Consider the following 20003-nt stretch of genomic DNA (forward strand, 5'->3'; position numbering starts at 1 on the left):
GAGGCCCATTACGGCAAGCGCCCGATCATCTACACCTCGGTCGACTTCCACCGCGACAACCTCGTTGGCCAGTTCAAGAATTACCATTTCTGGGTGCGCTCCGTGGCCGCGCATCCCGCCAAGATTTACGAAGACCGGCAGTGGGCCTTCTGGCAATATACGGCCACCGGCGTCGTGCCCGGCGTCAACGGCCCAACCGACATCAATGTCTTCGCCGGAAGTGAGAAAAACTGGCGGAAATGGATCGCTTCGGCCAAATAATACGGCCAAGAAGCAACACATTCGAAAAATCGGCGTTCTTCTGCACTGGCAGATCGCTGGACCCGTTTTTTTGTCGCAAACATGTGGGTAAAGCGGGCTAACAACCTATCGAGGAAATTCCCATGCCCACTTTTCGGTCGCGCAGCATCATTTTTGCCGCCGCTCTGTCGCTTCTCTCCACCGGCTCCGCCCTTGCCACACCGCCTGTGGCCTCGCCTGACGATCCAAAGCAGGTTGCCTGCGGCGGTGATCTCGGCGCATTTCTTGAGGGCGTGAAGGCTGAGGCCGCTGCCAAGGGTGTTCCGGCGGCTGCCATCGAAAAGGCGCTGGCCGGCGCGCAGATAGACCCCAAAGTGCTTTCGCGTGACCGCGCACAGGGCGTCTTCCGCCAGACCTTCCTCGAATTTTCCCAGCGCACCGTCAGCCAGGCCCGTCTCGATATCGGCCGCAAGAAGCTGCAGGAGCTGTCATCGACCTTTGCCCGTGCCGAGAACGAATTCGGCGTACCGGCTGGCGTCATTGCTGCCTTCTGGGCCATGGAGACCGATTTCGGTGCCGTCCAGGGCGATTTCAACACCCGTAACGCGCTGGTGACCCTCTCGCACGATTGCCGCCGCCCGGAACTCTTCCGTCCGCAATTGCTGGCCCTCATCGAAATGGTCCAGCACGGCGATCTCGACCCCACGTCCAACACGGGTGCGTGGGCCGGTGAAATCGGCCAGGTACAGATGCTGCCCAAGGACATCATCGCTTTCGGCATCGATGGTGACGGCGATGGCCATGTCAACGTCAAGAACAGCGCACCGGATGCGATCCTCACGGCGGCGAAATTCATCCAGCACCTCGGTTTCAAGAGGGGCGAACCCTGGATGCAGGAAGTTTCCGTACCGGAAAACCTGCCCTGGGAGAAATCCGGCCTCGGCGGTTCGCTTACCGCCGGTGACTGGTTTACCCTTGGCGTGACCCCGCGCGACGGTAACAAAAATTTCGCCTCCCTGCCCGCAGCCCTCATCATGCCGCAGGGCCGCAAGGGACCGACCTTCCTCACCTATCCCAACTTCAACATCTATCTGGAATGGAACCAGTCGTTCATCTACACGACCTCGGCTGCCTATTTCGCCAACCGTCTGATGGGCGCCCCTGTTTATAACAAGGGCAATCCCGATCCGGGCTTCGATGACGCGACGATGAAAGAGTTGCAGACCAAGCTTGAAGCGCGCGGCCACGATGTTGGCAAGGTGGATGGAATTCTCGGTTCCGGCACCCGCGTCGCCATCCAGAAGGAACAGCAGCGTCTCGGAATCCCTGCGGATGGATGGCCGACCCAGGCACTTCTCCAGGCGCTTTAACCTGTGTTAATCGCACCTTCGGGCCTTTAATCTATCGGCCGGAATCAAGGCTTAAACTGTTAATCTCGACCGGATGACTGGGGATAACACCCCGGTCATTTACTTTTTTTAAAGATATGAAGCACTGCGTGATGAGAAAATAATCTTTTATTTTCAACGAATTACAGAAGTTACTTTTTTAAGCGGCCACAAAGCATGCTGCACCGCATCACAGAAACCGCTTTTCAAGTGCCACAAAACGGTCATATTATCGAACCTGTCAACAACAGGAGGCACCCATGGGACTTACAAAATCTCTCAATGCCTTGGCAGTCGGTTTGGCGTTTTTGTTCGTAGCGATGATGCTTTTCATCTGACGAGACGTGAAGACCAAACGCAGAAAAGAACCGTAGATGACACGAGTTTGAAAAGCGCAGGTCCTGTCGGGCCTGCGCTTTTTTCCTGTCGTAAATGGGATATCTGAAATCAGGCGGCGCTGCGGCGCAAACGCTCAAGACCGAGGTTCTCAAGCACCGCATCGACCAGCGGCGCACGGTTCATGGTGTAGAGATGGAACTCGTTGACACCGCGCCGTTGAAGATCGGCGATCTGCTCGGCAGCAACTTCCGCCGCAACGCGGGCGCGTCCCTCGAGATCGTCATCATAACCTGCAAAACGCTCATCCAGAAAACTGGGCACACTGGTACCACAGCGGCCGGCGAAACGCTTGAGCTGAGTCAGGTTCTGGATCGGCATGATACCCGGAACCACCGGAATGGTGATGCCCGCAGCCGTAACCCGCTCCATGTAGCGCTCGAACACGTCATTATCGAAGAAGAACTGCGTCAGCGCCCGCGTTGCGCCATTGTCCGCCTTGCGCTTCAGCATATCGATATCGACCGCATCGCTGGCGCTCTCCGGGTGCTTTTCGGGATAGGCAGAAACGGAAACCTCGAAATCGCTGATATCGCGTAGCCCCTTCACCAGGGCGGCGGCATTCTCGTAACCTTGCGGATGCGGCCTGTAGTCCGTGCCGATACCGGTCGACGGATCGCCGCGCAGCGCCACGAAATGGCGAACGCCAGCATTGCGAAACTCTTCAACGACCTGATGCACGTCGTCACGGCTGGCATCCACGCAGGTCAGGTGCGCGGCGGTCGGCAGATGACTGTCACCGATCATCCGGCGCACCGCATCCAGCGTCGGCGCCTTGGTGGAACCGCCCGCGCCATAGGTGACGGAGACGAAATCCGGATCCCATTTCTTCAGCTCGGCAACCGTTTCCCAGAGCTGGTTCTCCATCTCGGGGTTCTTGGGCGGGAAAAACTCGAAAGATAACCGGATATCCCCCCGGATTTCGCCATTGTGGCGCGCGGTTTCCGACCTCAACATATCATGCCCTCCCGGCAGCAAGTAAAACGGCCTCTTGCACCACATCGTCTGCCATCAGCAGCCGCTGGTCGCGGGCAACCCATATCGTGACGTCCAAGGATTCATCGGACGCCCGTTCAGAATGAAGATCGACGGCACGGTCGAGCACGAGCCCGGCCTTTTTCAGCCATTCATCCATAAGCGGATGCGAAAAGCCGAGCCGCACATGCGCATGCTCGTCGCGAAGATGCTCGAAGGAATGGGGTGCAAGATCGATGACGATCAGCCGGCCACCGGGACGCAGCATGCGGGCGGCTTCGGAAAGCGCGATCTCCGGCTGGTCGAGAAAATGCAGAACCTGATGGATGACGATCAGATCGAAATCCTGGCCTTCCAGCGGCAGGTTGAGAATATCGCCATGGCGAACGGATGCATTGACCACGCCCGCCTTGTCCAGATTGGAGCGCGCCACCGACAACATGTCGCGGCTGGCATCGACCCCGATTGCCCGGCGGTAGATGCCGCTCAGAAGCTGGAGGATGCGGCCCGTCCCGGTACCGAGATCGAGCAGAGAGTCGATCGGGGTGGTTCCGACCAGCTTCAGCAATGCCCCTTCCACGGCCTCGTCGCTCACATGCAGGCGGCGCAGCTCGTCCCAGGCGGAGGCATTGCGGCTGAAATAATCCTGCGCCCGCTCCGCCCTTACCCGCTTGACGGTGGCAAGGCGTTCGCTGTCGCGCTGGAGAACGGCGTCAGAGGGCGATGCGGCGCCCAGCAGCTGCCTGATAACAACGGCGGGCTCGCCATCCTGCCGCAGGCGGAAATAGGCCCAGGCGCCTTCCTGATAGCGCTCGATCAACCCTTCTTCCGTCAAAAGCTTGAGATGACGGGAAATACGGGGCTGCGACTGGCCGAGAATTTCGGTGAGATCGGTGACGGTCAGATCGCCGGCCGCCAGAAGCGCCAGCAAGCGAAAGCGCGTCGGCTCGCCGGCCGCCTTCAAGAGATCCACCAATTTATCCAAACCGAACGCCACGTCTGCCGCACCTTGCAATCTAATCAACATATAAAGATATCTTTATGTCGGCGTCACGCGAGATGCAAGCGCAATTTGCCACGCTCTCCCCTCAAGCCCCATTTATTGCATCAAAAAAGGCCCGCTTTTGGGCGGGCCTTTCTGAAGTGATCCGAGAACAGGATTAGCGCGTCAGGCGCTTGTAGCTGACGCGGCCGGGCTTGATGCTTTCCGGGCCGAGACGACGGACCTTGTCCTTTTCATAGTCTTCGAAGTTGCCTTCGAACCATTCCACGTGGCTGTCACCCTCGAAGGCGAGGATGTGAGTGGCCAGACGGTCGAGGAACATGCGATCGTGGCTGATGATAACGGCGCAACCGGCGAAGGCTTCCAGCGCTTCTTCGAGCGCTGCCAGCGTTTCCGTATCAAGGTCGTTGGTCGGTTCGTCGAGCAGCAGCACGTTGCCGCCTGCCTTCAGCATCTTGGCAAGGTGAACGCGGTTACGCTGACCACCGGAGAGGTTGCCGACCTTCTGCTGCTGATCGCCGCCCTTGAAGTTGAAGGCGCCGCAATAAGCGCGGGAGTTCGTTTCGAACTTGCCGAGCTTGATGATGTCGTTGCCGCCGGAGATTTCCTCCCAGACGGTTTTGTCACCCGCCAGCGTATCGCGGCTCTGGTCGACGTAACCAAGGTGCACGGTCTCACCAATGGTCACCGAACCGCTATCGGGCTTTTCCTGACCGGTGATCATGCGAAACAGCGTGGTTTTACCCGCACCGTTCGGGCCGATGACGCCGACGATGCCGCCCGGAGGCAGCTTGAAGGTGAGGTTTTCGATCAGAACCCGGTCACCATAGGACTTTGTGAGGTTTTCCGCCTCGATAACGACACGGCCCAGACGCTCGGCGACCGGAATGACGATCTGCGCGTCGCCGGGACGGCGATTTTCAGCGGCTTCCACCAGTTCGTCATAAGCGCGGATACGCGCCTTGGACTTCGTCTGGCGAGCCTTGGGGCTGGAAGCGATCCACTCCTGTTCGCGGCTGATGGCCTTCTGGCGCGAGGCGTCTTCGCGGGATTCCTGCTGCATGCGTTTGGCTTTTGCCTGCAGATAGGCGGAATAGTTGCCTTCGTAGGGAATACCACGGCCACGGTCGAGTTCGAGAATCCAGCCGGTGACGTTGTCGAGGAAGTAGCGATCGTGGGTGATCATCATCACGGCGCCGGGATAGTCGCGCAGGTGCTTTTCGAGCCAGGCGATGGTTTCAGCGTCAAGATGGTTGGTCGGTTCGTCGAGCAGCAGCAGGTCAGGCTGCGAAAGCAGCAGCTTGCAGAGCGCCACGCGGCGACGCTCACCACCCGAAAGGCCGGTTACTGCCGAGTCGCCAGGCGGGCAACGCAGCGCATCCATGGCCATTTCGACCTGATTTTCCAGATCCCACAGGTTCTGGCTGTCAATGATGTCCTGAAGCTTTGCGCCCTCATCCGCCGTTTCGTCGGAATAGTTCATCATCAGCTCGTTGTAGCGGTCGACGATTGCCGTCTTGCTCGCCACACCTTCCATGACGTTTTCCATCACGGTCTTGTTTTCGTCGAGCTTCGGCTCCTGCTCGAGATAACCGAGCGTCGCACCCTCAGCGAGCCAGGCCTCACCGGTATATTCCTTGTCGAGACCGGCCATGATCTTCAAAACGGTCGACTTACCGGCACCGTTCGGACCGAGGATACCGATCTTGGCATCGGGATAGAAGGAGAGATGGACGTTCTCAAGAACCTTCTTCGCGCCATAGGACTTGTTCAGCCCGGCCATGTGATAGATGAATTGACGTGCCATTGTAGCGAATGCTCCACATCGGATTTTAAAGAGTACGTATCGGGAAATTTGCCGCTATGTAGGGTAAATAGGACCTTGGGGCAACCTCTGGCACGATTATGACCCCATGATTATGACAAGGGATACCATGGCAGGCACGGGCGAAAGCATGAATGAGACGACGGATGACTTGACGTTCAGCCGGATTGAGAGGCTCGACGCTCCATCAGGCGCATCCATCGCCTTTCGCCACCAGCCCTCTGCCCTTTCTCCGGCGCGCGGCGTGCTGATGATCTGCCACGGCCTGGTGGAGCACGCCGGCCGTTACCGCCGTTTTGCCGATGTCATGGCAAAGCAGGGTTTCGAGGTCTATGCCCACGATCATCGTGGCCATGGCCGCACAAAGGCTGCCGATGCGCCGATTGGCCGCTTCGCCTGGAAGGACGGAGCCGAGAAGGTCGTTGCCGATGTCATGGCGATGCGCCGGATGGTCGGCGAAAGACATCCCGGCCTGCCGGTCATCCTGTTCGGCCATTCCATGGGCGGCCTTGTGGCGCTCAACACCGCCGTCAGCCATCCGGATGCCTTTGATGGTCTGTCCATCTGGAATTCCAACCTCAATCCCGGTGTCATGGGCCGTCTTGCACAGATTGTGCTGCGCCTTGAAAAGATGCTGAAAGGCTCTGATGTGCCGAGCGCCATCCTGCCCAAAGCAACCTTCCGTGCCTGGAATGCCAGAATGCCGGAAAAACGCACTCATGCGGACTGGCTGAGCCATGACAGGGCAGCGGTGGACGCTTATGTGGAGGATCCGCTTTGCCAGTTCGAGGCCAGCGTCTCCCTGTGGCAGGATGTTTTTGAATTGTCCTATCGTGCGCCGAGGCTCATCGAACGCCTGCCGAAGACGCTGCCGATTTTGCTTGTCAGCGGCGATCAGGATGCCGCGACCAATGACGGCAAGGAGATCGTCTGGCTTGCCGAACGCTTCCGCGAAGCGGGTTTCGGCCATGTAGAACACACGATCTATCGGGGCATGCGCCACGAAACCCTGAACGAGATCGGCTGGCATGCCGTGGCTGCGGATTTCGCCGCATGGTGCAGCCGCATCGTTGGCAACTGACGAGCCTTTGCCGAAACGGAATAAGTCCATGAGATAAAATCACATGCGGCAATGCGGGGAGACGTCTATAAACCGGCAAGCAGAAAACACCGGGGGACAAATGACCGAAACGCCGAACAGGAAACCGCCACTATCAGGCATTCGCGTCATCGAACTGGCGCGTGTTCTGGCCGGTCCCTGGGCGGGGCAGATGCTGGCCGATATGGGTGCGGATGTCATCAAAGTCGAGAACCCTGAAGGTGGAGACGATACCCGCGCATGGGGTCCGCCCTTTGTCGAAAGCGCCGATGGTGAAAACCTCTCCGCCGCCTATTACCATGCCACCAATCGCGGCAAACGCTCCATCGTCGCCGATCTCAAGACGGCGGAAGGCTGTGCGCTGGTGCGGCGGCTCGTGCGAACCGCCGATGTTGTCATCGAGAATTTCAAACGCGGCGGACTTGCCAAATATGGCCTCGACTATGAGAGTCTCAGGGTTCTCAATCCGAAGCTGATCTATTGCTCCATCACCGGCTTTGGCCAGACGGGGCCTTATGCCGATTTCGCCGGATACGACTATATCGTGCAGGGCATGTCCGGTTTCATGTCGATCACCGGCGAACCCGACGGTCAGCCTATGAAGGCGGGCGTTGCCGTTGCCGATATCTTCACCGGCATCTATTCCGTGTCAGCCATTCAGGCCGCGCTGATCCACGCCATGCGGTCAGGTGAAGGCCAGCATATCGACATGGCGCTTCTGGACGTGCAGTCGGCCGTGCTCGCCAACCAGAATATGAATTACCTGATTTCCGGCAATGCCCCCGTCAGGCTCGGCAACGCCCATCCGAATATTTCCCCCTATGAGGTGGTGCCGACGGCTGATGGTTTCCTGATCCTCGCGGTCGGCAATGACGGCCAGTTCCGCCGCCTCTGCAATATTCTCGGCATTGGCGCGATTGCCGATGACGAGCGTTACGCGACAAACAAGGCCCGCGTGGCGCACAAGGTCGAGGTCCGGCAGATCATTTCCACCGAAACGCTGAAATGGCAGAAGCGCGATCTTCTGACCGCTTGCGAGCAGAACGCCGTACCGGCCGGGCCAATCAACTCCATCGAGGAAATGTTCGCCGATCCACAGGTTCAGGCACGCGGCCTGCGTGTTGATCTCGAGGCGCAGGATGGCACCGTCATCCCCGGTGTGCGGACACCGATTATCATGTCACAGACGCCGCTGCGTTACGAACGCCCGAGCCCGAAGCTTGGCGAGCATCAGGCGCAAGTGCTGGCCGAACTGGAAAACATCGAAAGGACCACGACGCCATGAAAGCAACCGGAATGAAAAGAACAGGCGGACAACTGATCGTCGAAGCGCTGAAAGCCAATGGCGTCTCCCGCGTTTCCTGCGTTCCCGGTGAAAGCTATCTGGCGGTGCTGGACGCGCTTTATGAAAGCGGCATTGAAACCGTGGTCTGCCGCCAGGAAGGCGGCGCTGCCATGATGGCCGACACCTGGGGCAGGCTGACCGGCGAACCCGGCATCTGCATGGTAACGCGCGGTCCCGGCGCAACCAACGCCTCGGCCGGCCTGCATATCGCAAGGCAGGATTCCATTCCGATGATCCTGTTCATCGGCCAGGTACAGCGCGAAGCCCGCGAGCGTGAGGCGTTTCAGGAAGTGGAATATCGCCGCGCCTTTACCGAATTCGCCAAATGGGTGGGCGAGATCGACGATGCGCGCCGCATTCCGGAATTCGTCACCCGCGCCTTTGCCGTCGCCACCTCCGGCCGCCCCGGCCCCGTGGTGCTGACGCTACCCGAAGACATGCTGGTTGAAGAGGTTGAAGCCCCCAAGGCAAAGCCCTATACCCCGGTCGAAGCGCATCCCGGCCCGTCGCAGATCGCCGCTTTCTCAAAAATGCTGGGCGAGGCCAAGCGGCCAATCTTCATCATCGGCGGCACACGCTGGTCCGAAGAAAGCGTCGCAAGCTTCACGGCTTTTGCCGAAAGGAACAAACTGCCCGTCGGCTGCTCCTTCCGTCGCCAGATGCTGTTCGATCACTTGAGCCCATCTTACGCGGGCGATGTCGGAATTGGCATCAACCCGGCCTTGGCGAAGGAAATCAAGGAAGCCGACCTCGTGGTGCTGCTCGGCGGTCGCCTCTCGGAAATGCCTTCCTCCGGCTACACGCTGATCGACATTCCCTACCCGTCGCAGAAACTTGTCCACATCTACCCGGAAGCCGAAGAGCTTGGCCGCGTCTATCGCCCCGATCTCGCAATCTGCGCCTCACCGGATGATTTCGTCGCCGCCCTTTCTTCCGTAACGCTCCCCGATAACGCCGCCTGGGCGGACCGCACGGCCACCATGCATTCGGCTTACCTTACCTGGTCGACACCGCCGCAGACCGGTCCGGGCGCGGTGCAGATGGGTCCGATCATGGACTGGATCGAGGCCAACGTGCCGGATGATGCCATCTTCACCAATGGCGCGGGCAACTATGCCACCTGGGTGCACCGCTTCCACCGCTTCCGCCGCTTCAACACTCAATCGGCGCCGACCTCCGGCTCGATGGGGTACGGCCTGCCGGCGGCCGTGGCCGCCAAGCACCTGTTTCCCGAGCGCGAGGTGATCTGCTTTGCCGGTGATGGCTGCTTCATGATGCATGGGCAGGAATTCATCACCGCCGTGCGGTATGGACTGCCTATCATCACCGTGCTGGTCAATAACGGTACCTACGGCACGATCCGCATGCATCAGGAGCGGGAATATCCCGGCCGCGTCAGCGGCACCGATCTCGTCAACCCGGATTTCGCGGCCTTCGCCAAGGCCTATGGTGGCCACGGCGAAACGGTCGAAAAGACGCAAGACTTCGCCGCCGCCTTCGAACGCGCCCGGGCAAGCGGCAAGCCCGCCATCATCGAGGTGAAGCTGGATGCCGAAGCGATCACGCCAACCCGCACGCTGACCCAGATCAGAAGCCGGACCTGATATTGCGCATGGACATGGCTCCGGCATGGTGTAAATCCTGACTAGAACATACAGGTTAGGAAACGACATGCCGGATGCAGCCCCTCCCGTCATCACCCCACGCGGCGCAAAGATCGAACCTTCGGCCGGTGCGCCATTCGAGGCCGTGCGCGTGGCACGCGATGTCCTGCACACATCCCGCACGGCGGCGCTCGCGACCCTCGATCCGGTCAGCGGTTATCCCTATACGACCGCCACCAATATCGGCATCGAGCCGGATGGTAAGCCGTTCTTCTTCGCGGCGGGCCTGACGCTGCATGCCCGCAACATGGAGGCCGACCCGCGCATCTCGTTGACACTTGCCCCCTTCGGCAAGGGCGACGCGCTGACGCTGCCGCGGCTGACACTGGTAGGCAAGGCGGAACTGATCGATCCGGAAGAAGTGCCGCTTGCCAGACAGCGCTACATCGACCGCTATCCCAAGGCAAAACTCTACCTCTCTCTTCCCGATACAAGGCTCTACCGGCTGCGGACAGAGGGCGTTCAGATCAATGGTGGCCCGGCCCGCAACGCCAGCAACATCACACCTGCCGATCTGCGCAGTGACCTTTCCGGCGCGGAACAGCTGATGGCTGCGGCAGCGGACGAGGCCGCGCGCCTCAACGCCATCAAGGGCGAGGCATCACGGCTGGCCGCTCTTGCGGGTGCGAAAACCGCACGCTGGAAAATCACTTCCATAGACCCTGATGGTATCGACCTCGCCTCAGCCAACGACCTGGCACGGCTGTGGTTTGCAGAACGGGTGAGGACGTTGAAGCAGCTTGAGAAGGCGCTCGCCCAGCCAGTGAAGTGATGGGCGCAAGCGATTCACAAACCTGGGACAATCGCCTCTCCTCCGTCATGCTCGGGCCTGCCCCTAGCATCTGCTACCTATCAATTTGCGATAAGTGATTGGATCCTAGGAACAAGCCCGAGGATGACAAAACGAGCGTTTCGAATTTTCCCAACAAAAAAGGCCGGGCTGCATTCCGCAACCCGGCCTTTTTCAAAATCAAACCGTTACTCAGAGAGCAGCGGTAACGATGAACTCAACCTTGTAGTCCGGAGTAGCAAGCGCCGCTTCGCTGGTGGCGCGGGCCGGCGGGTTTGCCGGGTCGATCCAGCCTTCCCAGACGGCGTTCATTTCGCCGAAGGTGGACATGTCGGAGAGGTAGATGATGGTCTGCAGGATCTTCGACTTGTCGGAACCGGCAGCGGCCAGCAGACGATCGACTTCAGCCAGCGCCGACTTGCTCTGATCGGTCACGGACACGCCCTCACCGACCTGGCCGGCCAGATAAACGGTGTTGCCGTGGATGACGGCGCCGCTCATGCGCTTGCCCGGTTCGATACGCTTGATGGTCATGGAAAACTCCTGTTGATTGGCTTTAGAAAATCGAATTATCCGCGGAAAATCAGCCGCGCAGGTGGTGGGTCTTTTCGTAGATCGCGGTCGAGCGCGCGCCGGAACGGCAATAGCCGAGCATCGGGCGCTGCAATTCGTCAAGCGCATCCACCATGCCGGTAACCGCATCCGCATCGACGCCGTAGCGGCCAACCGGTACATGCACGATGGTCAGGCCAAGCTGTTCGGCACGCTCGGCAATATCGGCGAAAAGCGGCTGGCCTTCTTCTTCGCCATCCGGGCGGTGGCAGACGATCGACTTGAAGCCGAGTGCCTTGACCTCGTCGAGATCGGCAACGCTGATCTGTCCCGTGACCGAATATTCGTCGTCTATGCGCCTGATATCCATAATAATGCCTCCGCTTAAACCGGCGCCTTGGCGCCGCTGGCACGCTGTCGCCACTGTCTGAAATCCGCATCCGATGTAAGGGCTCAAAACCCTTGCGTCAATGATGCGGCGCCTTCATTCGGTACGCCATTCAGTCCCCTATTCAGAGGATGGAAAAGCGAAGACCATAGGAGCGGCTTTCGCCCGGCTGCAGCATATTGAACTCGCCGGCGGCCTCAAGCTCGCCGCGCCCCACCCAGCGGTGCGAAACCGGTTCGATGCCAAGCACATTGGCCGGATCCTTCTGGTTCCGCCACATCTGCAGATAGGGCAACGTCTCCGTGCCGAAACGTACTTTCAGCGTCTTGCCGCCAATTGCGGCAATCGGACCGAGCGCAAGTTCCGCCCATTCGTCCTGACCGGCGGAAACACAGAACACCGTGCCCGGCTCCTCGCCAAAGCGCCAGCCATGACCACCGCCATCGAGCATGGCACCTTCCAGCCGAACGGCCTCGTCAAACAACCGCGCGCCAACATTCATGTGGTACATCAGAAAGACCGGGATCGGCCGCGAACTCGTATTGACGATCCGGTCATCGAGGCTGACTTCGCCGCGTTCGCCATCGATGCGCCATGTCCGTTCGAGAAGGGCCGTGCCACCATCGGCAAGGTTCACGGGAACCTCGGCACGCGCCAATGCATTGGACTCATGAACGTCGAAGGCAACTATCTTGGCGGGATGCGCGGAGAAGGACCCATGCAAAGGATATCGACGCCCCTCGCCCTCACCGCTGATCGGTTCGGGATGGCGGATATGATCGGGACCGCAGGTGAACAGAAAGCCTTCCAGCGAATGGTCGATGCGCGGATCGCCATCATCTGGAATGGCACGGCCGGGCGCGATGTCGATACCATCGACAACACAGGCGCCAATATCGAAAACGGAGGTTTCATCGAGGAAAATGCGTGGCGATTTGCCGGCCTGAAACGAACGCAAGACAACCTCCCTGTGGCAGTAAAAGCGCAATAATCACGGAAACGCTACTAACCGTGACGTAAATTAAGATTGCTTTAACCGTGAATTCACCTTTTTCACAATAGGGTCAAGATTACGGTGTGTTTATCGGTGAACGAAGTAAGGGATAGCAGAATCGTGAAACAGTTTGTTAACGCAGCTCTGGGTCTGGCGATTGCCTTGGCGGCGGTCTGCGCGCCTCTACAGGCTGGCGCGCAGCAGCGTTATGGCTATCAGGAACAGCCGGTTCTGGTGACGCCGGATGGCCGTGTTCTCGATTTCGTGCCCCAACGTGGCGACATCGTCATCAGTCGCGACAATATGGGCCGCACGGTATTTTATGACCGGTACGGCAATCTGCTGGCCACTGAAATGCCGTCAGGCTATCAGCAGCGGCAACAGGTACAGCAGCGCGACACAACCTATTACCCCCCCGCCCCCGGCGGTGAATATCGTGAGCCGCAGCGCGATTACGGTTATCAGGATAATGGAAGCGTGCGCGATTACCGCGAATATCGCGGCAATGGTTCCGGTGACGATGTCTATACCGGCTCGGTTCCCGGCCCGGGCGCTGTCGAAAGCGCGCCGCTCAACCAGCCGATGCCCGAAGAAAGCACCACGGCTGCCGTTCCGCAGCCGCAGCACCTGATTGAGCGCCACACGCCCGTCACCACACCGGTCAACAGGTCTCGCCAGGAGATCGTGGCACTTCAGACCTTCCTCGACCGCGAAGGCATCTCGCCCGGCGTGATCGATGGCAAGATGGGCGACAACGTCAACAAGGCGATTGCCGCCTGGCAGGACATGACCGGCGAAAAGCTCGACCCGAACAATTCCGAGGACATTCTCGAGCGTCTGCGCGCCTCCGGCGGCATGCCGATCGTCGATTATACGATCACCGCAGCCGATGCAGCCGGCCCCTATGTCGCTTCCATTCCGGATGACTATGCCGAGAAGTCGCAGCTACCCGCCCTCTCCTTCACCTCCACGTCGGAGGCGTTGGCCGAGCGCTTCCACATGGACGAGACCTATCTGAAAGAACTGAACCCCGGCATCGATTTTTCCGTGCCCGGCACCATCATCAAGGTGGTCAATCCGGGGGAACCCAAAAAGGGACAGGTGGCCCGCATCGTCGCGCATAAGGGCATCAAGCAGGTCTTCGCTTACGGAGAGGATGGCGCTCTGATCGCCGCTTATCCCGCCACCATCGGTTCTACCGACACGCCCTCGCCAAGCGGCACGCACACCGTCGAGCGCGTCGCGCTTAATCCGGGTTACACCTACAATCCGAAGATCAACTTCAGGCAGGGCCAGAACGACAAGATCCTGCAAATTCCGCCCGGTCCAAACGGCCCTGTTGGCACGGTCTGGATTGCCCTGTCCAAACCGACCTACGGTATCCACGGCACGCCGGAACCCTCGAAGATCGGCAAGACCAACAGCCACGGCTGTATCCGCCTCACCAACTGGGATGCGACGGAGCTGGCAAAAATGGTCCGACCCGGCGTCGTGGTGGAATTCGCGGAATAGGATTGACCGCAAAAACGAATTGCAAAAGCCCGGCGGATGCCATTCCGCCGGGCTTTTTCGTTGATGGATGTTATCCGCGCTTTTCAGTCAGGAAGTAAAGCAGCGCCGCCGCTGGTAGAGCAAAGCCGACCCAGGACGCAGCACCCCATTCCCCGACGGAATAGGCCCAGCCGCCGACGGCAGAGCCAATCGCACCGCCCATGAAAAATGTCGCCATGTAGACGCCGTTCAGACGGCTGCGGAATTCGGCGCCGAGCGTGAAGATGGCGCGCTGACCCAGCACCAGATTGGTGGTGACGCCGAAATCGAGAACGATGGCGGCGACCACGAGAATGCCGAGTGCCAGATGCGATCCTTCCGGCGCAAGATGCGTGACGGCGAATGACAGCGCCGCTGCCACCATCGCGGCAAAAGTAGCGGCATAGGTCCAGCCCCGGTCAGCCATGCGCCCCGCAATCGGCGCGGCGACGGTGCCTGCTGCACCGGCAAGGGCAAACAGCGCAATCTGGCCCTGGCTGAGATTGAAATGCGGCCCGCTCAGATAAAGCGGCGTCGTCGTCCAGAACAGGCTGAAGGCAGCAAACAGGAAGGCGTGATAGATCGCCCGCCGCCGCAGGATAGGCGTATGGGCGGCAAGCCTGCCCATGGAGGCCATCAACGCCCCATAACCCAGCCTTGCCTCAGGCACACGAACGGGCAAAAGGCGATAGAGCACAACGGCGAGAATTGCCATGACGCCAGCCGAAGTCAGGAACACACCGCGCCAGGAGACCACTTCCGACAGGAGGCTGGAAACCGGGCGCGCCAGCATGATACCGGCCATCAATCCGCTCATGACATTGCCGACCACCCGCCCTCGAACAGCGTGCGGCGCCATGTGCGCCGCATAGGGAACGATAACCTGCACCGCGACCGAACTGATACCGACCAGAAAGGCCGCAATCAGAAAAGGTGCCGCATGCGGGGCAAAAGCCGCCGCGAGGAGCGCAAGCACCGCCATCGAAACGGTGCTGACGACCAGCCTGCGATTCTCGACCAGATCGCCAAGCGGCACGACGAACAGCAGGCCGACGCCGTAGCCGATCTGCGTCAGGGTCACGATCAGACCGGTTGCGCCGGCAGACAGGCCAAGCTCCGCCCCGATGATGCCGGCAAGGGGCTGGCCATAATAAAGATTAGCCGCAATCAGTCCGCAGGCGGTAGCCAGTAGAAAAGTCAGGGCCGGGGAAATGGATGTTTCGTAAACATCCTCCCCTTCAACTACACGCGTCGTCATCATTTTCTCCAATATGGAAACGAATGTTTCCTAAATAGCCACAAAATTATTCGGCAAGTTTCAGGGCGATATCCACCACGGCCGTCATCTCTTCCAGACTGCGCCCGGTCTTTCCCACCACCCGCATCCCGTACATCATGCACAACATCGCTCTGGCGAGATCATCGGGATCAGTCTTCGACTGCACGGAACCATCCCTCTGCCCCTCAGCCACCAGCCGGGCAACGATCCGCTCCCTCGCCTTCACCGCCCGCTCGACCACGACAGCGATATCGTCGTCCAGTGCGGCAAGATCGGCGGCGGCGCCAACCACGAGGCATCCATCCGAACCGGTGGCACCGTGCGACCGTTCCGCATAAAACATCAGGCCGGATCGCAAACGCTCGTAACCGGTATCGTAACCGGCAACGGCGGCTTCAAACCGCTCCGTCTGCAAGATCCTGTAGCGCTCCATCGTCGCGATGAAGATGGATTTCTTGTCCTTGAAAGCCTTGTAGAGACTGCCCTGCGCCAGTTCCATCGCATCGGTAAGATCACCGACAGAGGTGGCGTGATACCCGCGCCTAGAAAAAACACGGATTGCTCCATCAAGCGCGCGGTCGATATCGAACTCGCGCGGCCTGCCGCGATGGCGTTGTTCCGGGGAATTGGTGTGGCTGGTATCGGTCATGATCGCAATATAGGAAATGATCATTTCCAAATCAAGCAAAAATAATGCCCGCACCTCCAGCAGTCCGGGCATTGGAAGTGTTTTCAAGCCGCCTTGCGGGTGAAAAAGCGCGCGGGTTGCGTACCGAACCGCGATAGGCGTTTCGGCAAAAGGCCTAGCACCTCGCTCGCGAATGCTTTCGCATTCTCCACCGCCTTGTCGATATTGCTGACCTTGTCCTTGTCGAGACAGAGAAGCGTCCCGCCATAATCGAAGATATCGCGATAGGCCGCTCTTTCGACAATCGGCGTATTCAGGACCGAAACGTTCTTCTCGGCCAGCAGCATTTTGACGAGCAGCAGCGAGCGCGTCGCCACCATGGCGTTGACCCGCGTCAGCACGATGGAATGGGCGATCGCCTTGCCCATCTTGCGGTTCAGGAACTCGATATGGTCAAGAACCTCGGCAGCCCCACGCGCATCCATGGCGCAGCCCTGCACCGGTATCAGCACATGGTCGGAAATACCAAGCGCCATGGTCAGAAGCGGGTTTTTCGCTCCCGGCAGATCGATGATGAAACAGTCGGTATTGGCATTGTTTTCGCGGATATGCCCCTCGAGGGACGCCATCGTGACATGCGAAATTACCGAGAGATTTTCGATCTCGCCTGATAATTCGTGCCAGCGGGAAATCCACAATTGCGGATCGGCATCCAGAACCGTTACGCGGTGGCCGCTGCGGGCAAGTTCGGTTGCCAGAAGCAATACGGCAGTTGTTTTTCCCGCGCCGCCCTTGGTGTTGGCAAAAGTAATGACAGGCATGATATCCCCTGATGATCAGAGCCGTTTCATGCTCATTCATGCACCGAACCAATCATGGTGCTTTCCATAACCTTAACGAACATGGTTAAGAAAAGACTAAGATCGTTTGTGTGGACAACAAAAAGCCCGCGATAAATCGCGGACTTTTGCCATCTGATTGATCACGCCAGCTTTCGGCAGGAACCCACATCGTCCGCGCGCAGGCGGCCGGCTTTTAGATCCTCGTACTTCGGCAAGTTCAGGGAACTGCCCAGCCTTTTCTCAACGGTTGCACGATCAAGCGTAATCATGCGTCCGGCGCTGGTGAAGGACACCATGCCGTTCTTTCCAGAATACGCCATAGTCGCGCGCATTTCACAGAAATAGCGGTCTGAACCCCTGGACAAATTCCATCCCCGGATTCCCGCCTTCGTGCTCGACAGAGCTCCGACTTTGTAACCCTGACCGGAAAGTTCCCTGAAAGAAGCGGCCTGCGCCACAAGGGGCAGGCTTAGAAACGCCACTGCGAGCAATGGCGAAAAAACTGAAAATCTCATGGCTGCCATAACTACCCTTTAAAAGCAGTCCTCAAACAATTTCCTGGTATTCTCCAGCGTCATCGGCACCGGATTGCCGCCGCAGCTCGGATCCTTGATCGCTTCTGCCGCCAGTTCGTCAATGCGGTCAGGCTTAATGCCCATGGCGGTCAGGTTATCAGGCACGCCGAGTTCCTTGCGAAGCTCCAGCACATAATCATAGAAACCATCGAAACCGCCCGAAATGCCGAGATATGCGGCAGCGCGGGCAATCTTGTCTTCGATGGCCGGGCGGTTGAAACGCAGCACGGCCGGCATAACGACCGCATTGGTCATGCCGTGATGGGTGTTATAGACAGCGCCGATCGGATGCGAGAGCGAGTGAATGGCGCCAAGACCCTTCTGGAAGGCAACCGCCCCCATCGCAGCCGCCGCCATCATATTGGTGCGCGCTTCGATATCCGTGCCGTCCTTATAGGCGCGTGGCAGGAATTCCTTGACCAGACGCAGGCCTTCAAGCGCAACGCCGGCGCTCATCGGATGGAAGAACGGCGACGAATAGGCTTCGAGGCAATGGGCAAAGGCGTCCATGCCCGTGCCTGCCGTGATGACCTTCGGCATGCCGACTGTAAGCTCCGGATCGCAGATGACGACGCCGGGCAAAAGCTTCGGATGGAAGATGATCTTCTTCACATGGGTCTGCGAATTGGTGATGACGCTGGCGCGGCCAACTTCCGAACCGGTGCCCGCCGTCGTCGGAACCGCGACGATGGGCGCAATCTTCGAGGCGTCCGCCCGTGTCCACCAGTCACCGATATCCTCGAAATCCCAGACCGGGCGCGTCTGCCCGGCCATGAATGCGATGGTCTTGCCAAGATCGAGGCCGGAACCACCGCCGAAGGCGACGACGCCGTCATGGCCGCCATCGCGATAGGCTTTTACGCCGGCTTCCATGTTGATTTCGTTGGGGTTCGGATCGACGTCGGCGAAGATCGCCCGGCCGAGCCCAGCCTCTTCCAGTACATCTAGCGCATGCGCGGTAATCGCCATATTGGCAAGGCCGCGATCCGTGACGAGAAGCGGCTTCTTGATGCCGAGCGTCTTGCAGGCTTCCGCCAGTTCCTTGATCCGGCCACGGCCAAGCTTGACGGCGGTGGGATAGCTCCAGTTGGCGACGATATTCATTTCGTGACTTTCTTCAGATGGTAGGATTTCGGTCGGGTCAGGTTCTGGAAACCGAGAACGGAGAGCGAGCCGCCACGGCCCGTTTCCTTCACACCTGTCCAGCAGAGCGCCGGATCGAGATAATCCGCACGGTTCATGAACACGGTGCCGGTTTCGATCTCACGGCCGATACGCCCGGCACGCGCTGCATCCTGCGTCCAGAGCGAGGCGGTGAGGCCATATTTGCTGTCATTCATCAGGGCGATGGCCTCGTCGTCGTTCTTCACCTTCATGATGCCAAGAGCGGGGCCGAAGGTTTCTTCGGTCATGAACTCCATGGAATGATCGACATTGACGAGCACTTGCGGAGCGACGTAAGCGCTCTCGCCGTCATCGGCAGGGAAAAGCTTGGGATCGACCAAAGCCTTGGCGCCCTTTGAGACGGCATCAGCGATCTGTGCGCGCACCACCTTGGCGAAACGCTTGTTGGCCATCGGCCCGAGTGTCGTTTCCTGTTCCAGCGGATTGCCGAGCTTGTAATTGGACACCCACGCCACGGACTTCTCGACGAATGCGTCATAGAGGTTTTCGTTGACGTAGATACGCTCGATGCCGCAGCAGCATTGCCCGGAGTTATAGGTCGCGCCATCCATCAGCGTATCGACGGCAGCGTCGAGATCAGCATCCTCCATCACATAGCCGGGGTCCTTGCCGCCGAGTTCAAGCCCGAGACCGGTGAAGGTGCCGGCAGCAGCGCGCTCGATGGCTCGGCCGCCTTCCACCGAACCGGTGAAGTTGACGAAATTGAACAGGCCTTCGGAAATCAGCGCCGAGGTCGTGCCGTGATCGAGGAAGACATTGATGAAGACATCGTCAGGCACGCCCGCCTCGACGAAAGCCCGCACCATCCGCTCGCCGACGAGAAGCGTTTGCGCCGCATGTTTGATGACGACTGTGTTGCCGGCCATCAGAGCCGGGGCAACGGTATTGATCGCCGTCATGTAGGGATAGTTCCACGGCGCGATGACGAAGACCACGCCATGTGCTTCGCGCTCGATGCGGCGTTCGAAATTGCCGCTTTCCTCGATGACGAGCGGCGCCAACGCATCCGCCGCAATGGAGGCGACATAATTGGAGCGCTCGTTGAAGCCCTTGAACTCGCCGCCATAACGAACCGGGCGGCCCATCATATGCGCCAGTTCCGGCACCACCTCGGCCACCATTTCATTAAGGCGCGCCACACCCTTGAGAACCAGCTGAACACGGTCCTCAAGCGGACGTCGCGCCCAGTCCTTCTGCGCCTTGCGCGCTTTAGAAACGGCGGCGCGCGCCGCTTCCAGCGACATCGCCTCCCGCTCGGCATAAACCGAGCCGTCGATGGGCGAGATATTCTGGATCATGGTCATG

The 20003-nt window shown here is 59.4% G+C and carries 19 protein-coding genes; 7 read left to right on the plus strand and 12 right to left on the minus strand.

Translation table 11 applies throughout. The features are described 5' to 3' along the window. Window positions 1-261 (plus strand): GH25 family lysozyme (locus tag T18_RS27750; RefSeq protein ID WP_323455236.1); only part of this gene is annotated, 261 nt, incomplete at its 5' end. A gap of 122 nt (window positions 262-383) precedes the next feature. Continuing rightward, a complete protein-coding gene (locus tag T18_RS16610; RefSeq protein ID WP_038491650.1) occupies window positions 384-1610 on the plus strand; it encodes a lytic murein transglycosylase in 1227 nt (408 codons plus the stop codon). Window positions 1611-2075: 465 nt separating this feature from the next. Here T18_RS16610 and metF read toward each other — a convergent pair whose 3' ends face one another. The 3 genes from metF to ettA form a co-directional block, all read right to left on the minus strand. Next, complete coding sequence (metF, locus tag T18_RS16615; protein WP_013636527.1) at window positions 2076-2981, minus strand: methylenetetrahydrofolate reductase [NAD(P)H]; 906 nt, start codon at window positions 2979-2981, stop codon at window positions 2076-2078. Between the two features lies 1 nt (window position 2982). Next, a complete protein-coding gene (locus T18_RS16620; protein ID WP_019565268.1) occupies window positions 2983-3996 on the minus strand; it encodes an ArsR/SmtB family transcription factor in 1014 nt (337 codons plus the stop codon). Between the two features lie 163 nt (window positions 3997-4159). Next, window positions 4160-5809, minus strand: coding sequence for an energy-dependent translational throttle protein EttA (ettA, locus tag T18_RS16625; RefSeq protein ID WP_003513287.1), 1650 nt, complete (start codon window positions 5807-5809; stop codon window positions 4160-4162). Window positions 5810-5936: 127 nt separating this feature from the next. Here ettA and T18_RS16630 point away from each other — a divergent pair, with 127 nt between their 5' ends. The 4 genes from T18_RS16630 to T18_RS16645 all read left to right on the plus strand — a co-directional run bounded on the left by T18_RS16630 (window position 5937) and on the right by T18_RS16645 (window position 10707). Continuing rightward, window positions 5937-6908: an alpha/beta hydrolase gene (locus T18_RS16630; RefSeq protein WP_173865425.1), complete on the plus strand. Its 972-nt coding sequence runs from the start codon at window positions 5937-5939 to the stop codon at window positions 6906-6908. A gap of 100 nt (window positions 6909-7008) precedes the next feature. Continuing rightward, on the plus strand, window positions 7009-8211 hold the full coding sequence (locus tag T18_RS16635; RefSeq protein WP_038491653.1) for a CaiB/BaiF CoA transferase family protein: 1203 nt from the start codon (window positions 7009-7011) through the stop codon (window positions 8209-8211). After that, window positions 8208-9875, plus strand: a complete 1668-nt coding sequence (locus tag T18_RS16640; protein ID WP_038491656.1) for a thiamine pyrophosphate-binding protein — start codon at window positions 8208-8210, stop codon at window positions 9873-9875. Before T18_RS16635 ends, T18_RS16640 begins: the two co-directional genes overlap by 4 nt. 67 nt (window positions 9876-9942) lie before the next feature. Beyond that, on the plus strand, window positions 9943-10707 hold the full coding sequence (locus tag T18_RS16645; protein ID WP_038491660.1) for a HugZ family protein: 765 nt from the start codon (window positions 9943-9945) through the stop codon (window positions 10705-10707). A gap of 210 nt (window positions 10708-10917) precedes the next feature. Here T18_RS16645 and T18_RS16650 read toward each other — a convergent pair whose 3' ends face one another. The 3 genes from T18_RS16650 to T18_RS16660 form a co-directional block, all read right to left on the minus strand. Further along, window positions 10918-11259 carry a RidA family protein gene (locus T18_RS16650; protein ID WP_003513295.1) on the minus strand — a complete coding sequence of 114 codons (342 nt, stop codon included), beginning with the start codon at window positions 11257-11259 and terminating at the stop codon, window positions 10918-10920. Window positions 11260-11308: 49 nt separating this feature from the next. After that, window positions 11309-11647 (minus strand): TIGR01244 family sulfur transferase, encoded by a 339-nt coding sequence (locus T18_RS16655; RefSeq protein ID WP_003513297.1) that lies wholly within the window; start codon window positions 11645-11647, stop codon window positions 11309-11311. A gap of 142 nt (window positions 11648-11789) precedes the next feature. Further along, a complete protein-coding gene (locus T18_RS16660) occupies window positions 11790-12623 on the minus strand; it encodes an aldose 1-epimerase family protein (protein WP_038491663.1) in 834 nt (277 codons plus the stop codon). 156 nt (window positions 12624-12779) lie between these two features. Here T18_RS16660 and T18_RS16665 point away from each other — a divergent pair, with 156 nt between their 5' ends. Next, complete coding sequence (locus tag T18_RS16665) at window positions 12780-14171, plus strand: L,D-transpeptidase family protein (protein ID WP_003513302.1); 1392 nt, start codon at window positions 12780-12782, stop codon at window positions 14169-14171. 70 nt (window positions 14172-14241) lie between these two features. Here the strand turns inward: T18_RS16665 and T18_RS16670 are convergent, their stop codons facing one another. From T18_RS16670 to T18_RS16695, 6 genes are all read right to left on the minus strand, one after another. Then, a complete protein-coding gene (locus tag T18_RS16670) occupies window positions 14242-15447 on the minus strand; it encodes an MFS transporter (protein WP_019565262.1) in 1206 nt (401 codons plus the stop codon). A gap of 46 nt (window positions 15448-15493) precedes the next feature. Further along, on the minus strand, window positions 15494-16141 hold the full coding sequence (locus tag T18_RS16675) for a TetR/AcrR family transcriptional regulator (protein WP_038492891.1): 648 nt from the start codon (window positions 16139-16141) through the stop codon (window positions 15494-15496). A 59-nt stretch (window positions 16142-16200) separates the two neighbouring features. Then, entirely contained in the window at window positions 16201-16917 is a 717-nt protein-coding gene (locus T18_RS16680; protein WP_038491666.1) for a ParA family protein, read from the minus strand. A gap of 161 nt (window positions 16918-17078) precedes the next feature. After that, on the minus strand, window positions 17079-17462 hold the full coding sequence (locus T18_RS16685; protein WP_038491669.1) for a hypothetical protein: 384 nt from the start codon (window positions 17460-17462) through the stop codon (window positions 17079-17081). A gap of 9 nt (window positions 17463-17471) precedes the next feature. Then, complete coding sequence (locus T18_RS16690; protein ID WP_003513312.1) at window positions 17472-18617, minus strand: iron-containing alcohol dehydrogenase; 1146 nt, start codon at window positions 18615-18617, stop codon at window positions 17472-17474. Further along, window positions 18614-20002 (minus strand): aldehyde dehydrogenase family protein, encoded by a 1389-nt coding sequence (locus T18_RS16695; protein ID WP_013636539.1) that lies wholly within the window; start codon window positions 20000-20002, stop codon window positions 18614-18616. The genes T18_RS16690 and T18_RS16695 overlap by 4 nt, the downstream gene beginning before the upstream one ends. Window position 20003: the final 1 nt, after the last annotated feature.

This window comes from Rhizobium sp. TBD182 (assembly GCF_001950375.1).
In the GTDB taxonomy this organism is placed as follows: Bacteria; Pseudomonadota; Alphaproteobacteria; order Rhizobiales; family Rhizobiaceae; genus Agrobacterium; species Agrobacterium tumefaciens.

Bases quoted from the DNA above. Each gene is read 5' to 3' on its own strand.
- T18_RS16610 (WP_038491650.1), top strand. From the start codon at position 384: ATGCCCACTTTTCGGTCGCGCAGCATCATTTTTGCCGCCGCTCTGTCG.
- metF (WP_013636527.1), bottom strand. From the start codon at position 2,981: ATGTTGAGGTCGGAAACCGCGCGCCACAATGGCGAAATCCGGGGGGAT.
- ettA (WP_003513287.1), bottom strand. From the start codon at position 5,809: ATGGCACGTCAATTCATCTATCACATGGCCGGGCTGAACAAGTCCTAT.
- T18_RS16630 (WP_173865425.1), top strand. From the start codon at position 5,937: ATGGCAGGCACGGGCGAAAGCATGAATGAGACGACGGATGACTTGACG.
- T18_RS16635 (WP_038491653.1), top strand. From the start codon at position 7,009: ATGACCGAAACGCCGAACAGGAAACCGCCACTATCAGGCATTCGCGTC.
- T18_RS16640 (WP_038491656.1), top strand. From the start codon at position 8,208: ATGAAAGCAACCGGAATGAAAAGAACAGGCGGACAACTGATCGTCGAA.
- T18_RS16645 (WP_038491660.1), top strand. From the start codon at position 9,943: ATGCCGGATGCAGCCCCTCCCGTCATCACCCCACGCGGCGCAAAGATC.
- T18_RS16650 (WP_003513295.1), bottom strand. From the start codon at position 11,259: ATGACCATCAAGCGTATCGAACCGGGCAAGCGCATGAGCGGCGCCGTC.
- T18_RS16655 (WP_003513297.1), bottom strand. From the start codon at position 11,647: ATGGATATCAGGCGCATAGACGACGAATATTCGGTCACGGGACAGATC.
- T18_RS16670 (WP_019565262.1), bottom strand. From the start codon at position 15,447: ATGACGACGCGTGTAGTTGAAGGGGAGGATGTTTACGAAACATCCATT.
- T18_RS16675 (WP_038492891.1), bottom strand. From the start codon at position 16,141: ATGATCATTTCCTATATTGCGATCATGACCGATACCAGCCACACCAAT.
- T18_RS16680 (WP_038491666.1), bottom strand. From the start codon at position 16,917: ATGCCTGTCATTACTTTTGCCAACACCAAGGGCGGCGCGGGAAAAACA.
- T18_RS16685 (WP_038491669.1), bottom strand. From the start codon at position 17,462: ATGGCAGCCATGAGATTTTCAGTTTTTTCGCCATTGCTCGCAGTGGCG.
- T18_RS16690 (WP_003513312.1), bottom strand. From the start codon at position 18,617: ATGAATATCGTCGCCAACTGGAGCTATCCCACCGCCGTCAAGCTTGGC.
- T18_RS16695 (WP_013636539.1), bottom strand. From the start codon at position 20,002: ATGACCATGATCCAGAATATCTCGCCCATCGACGGCTCGGTTTATGCC.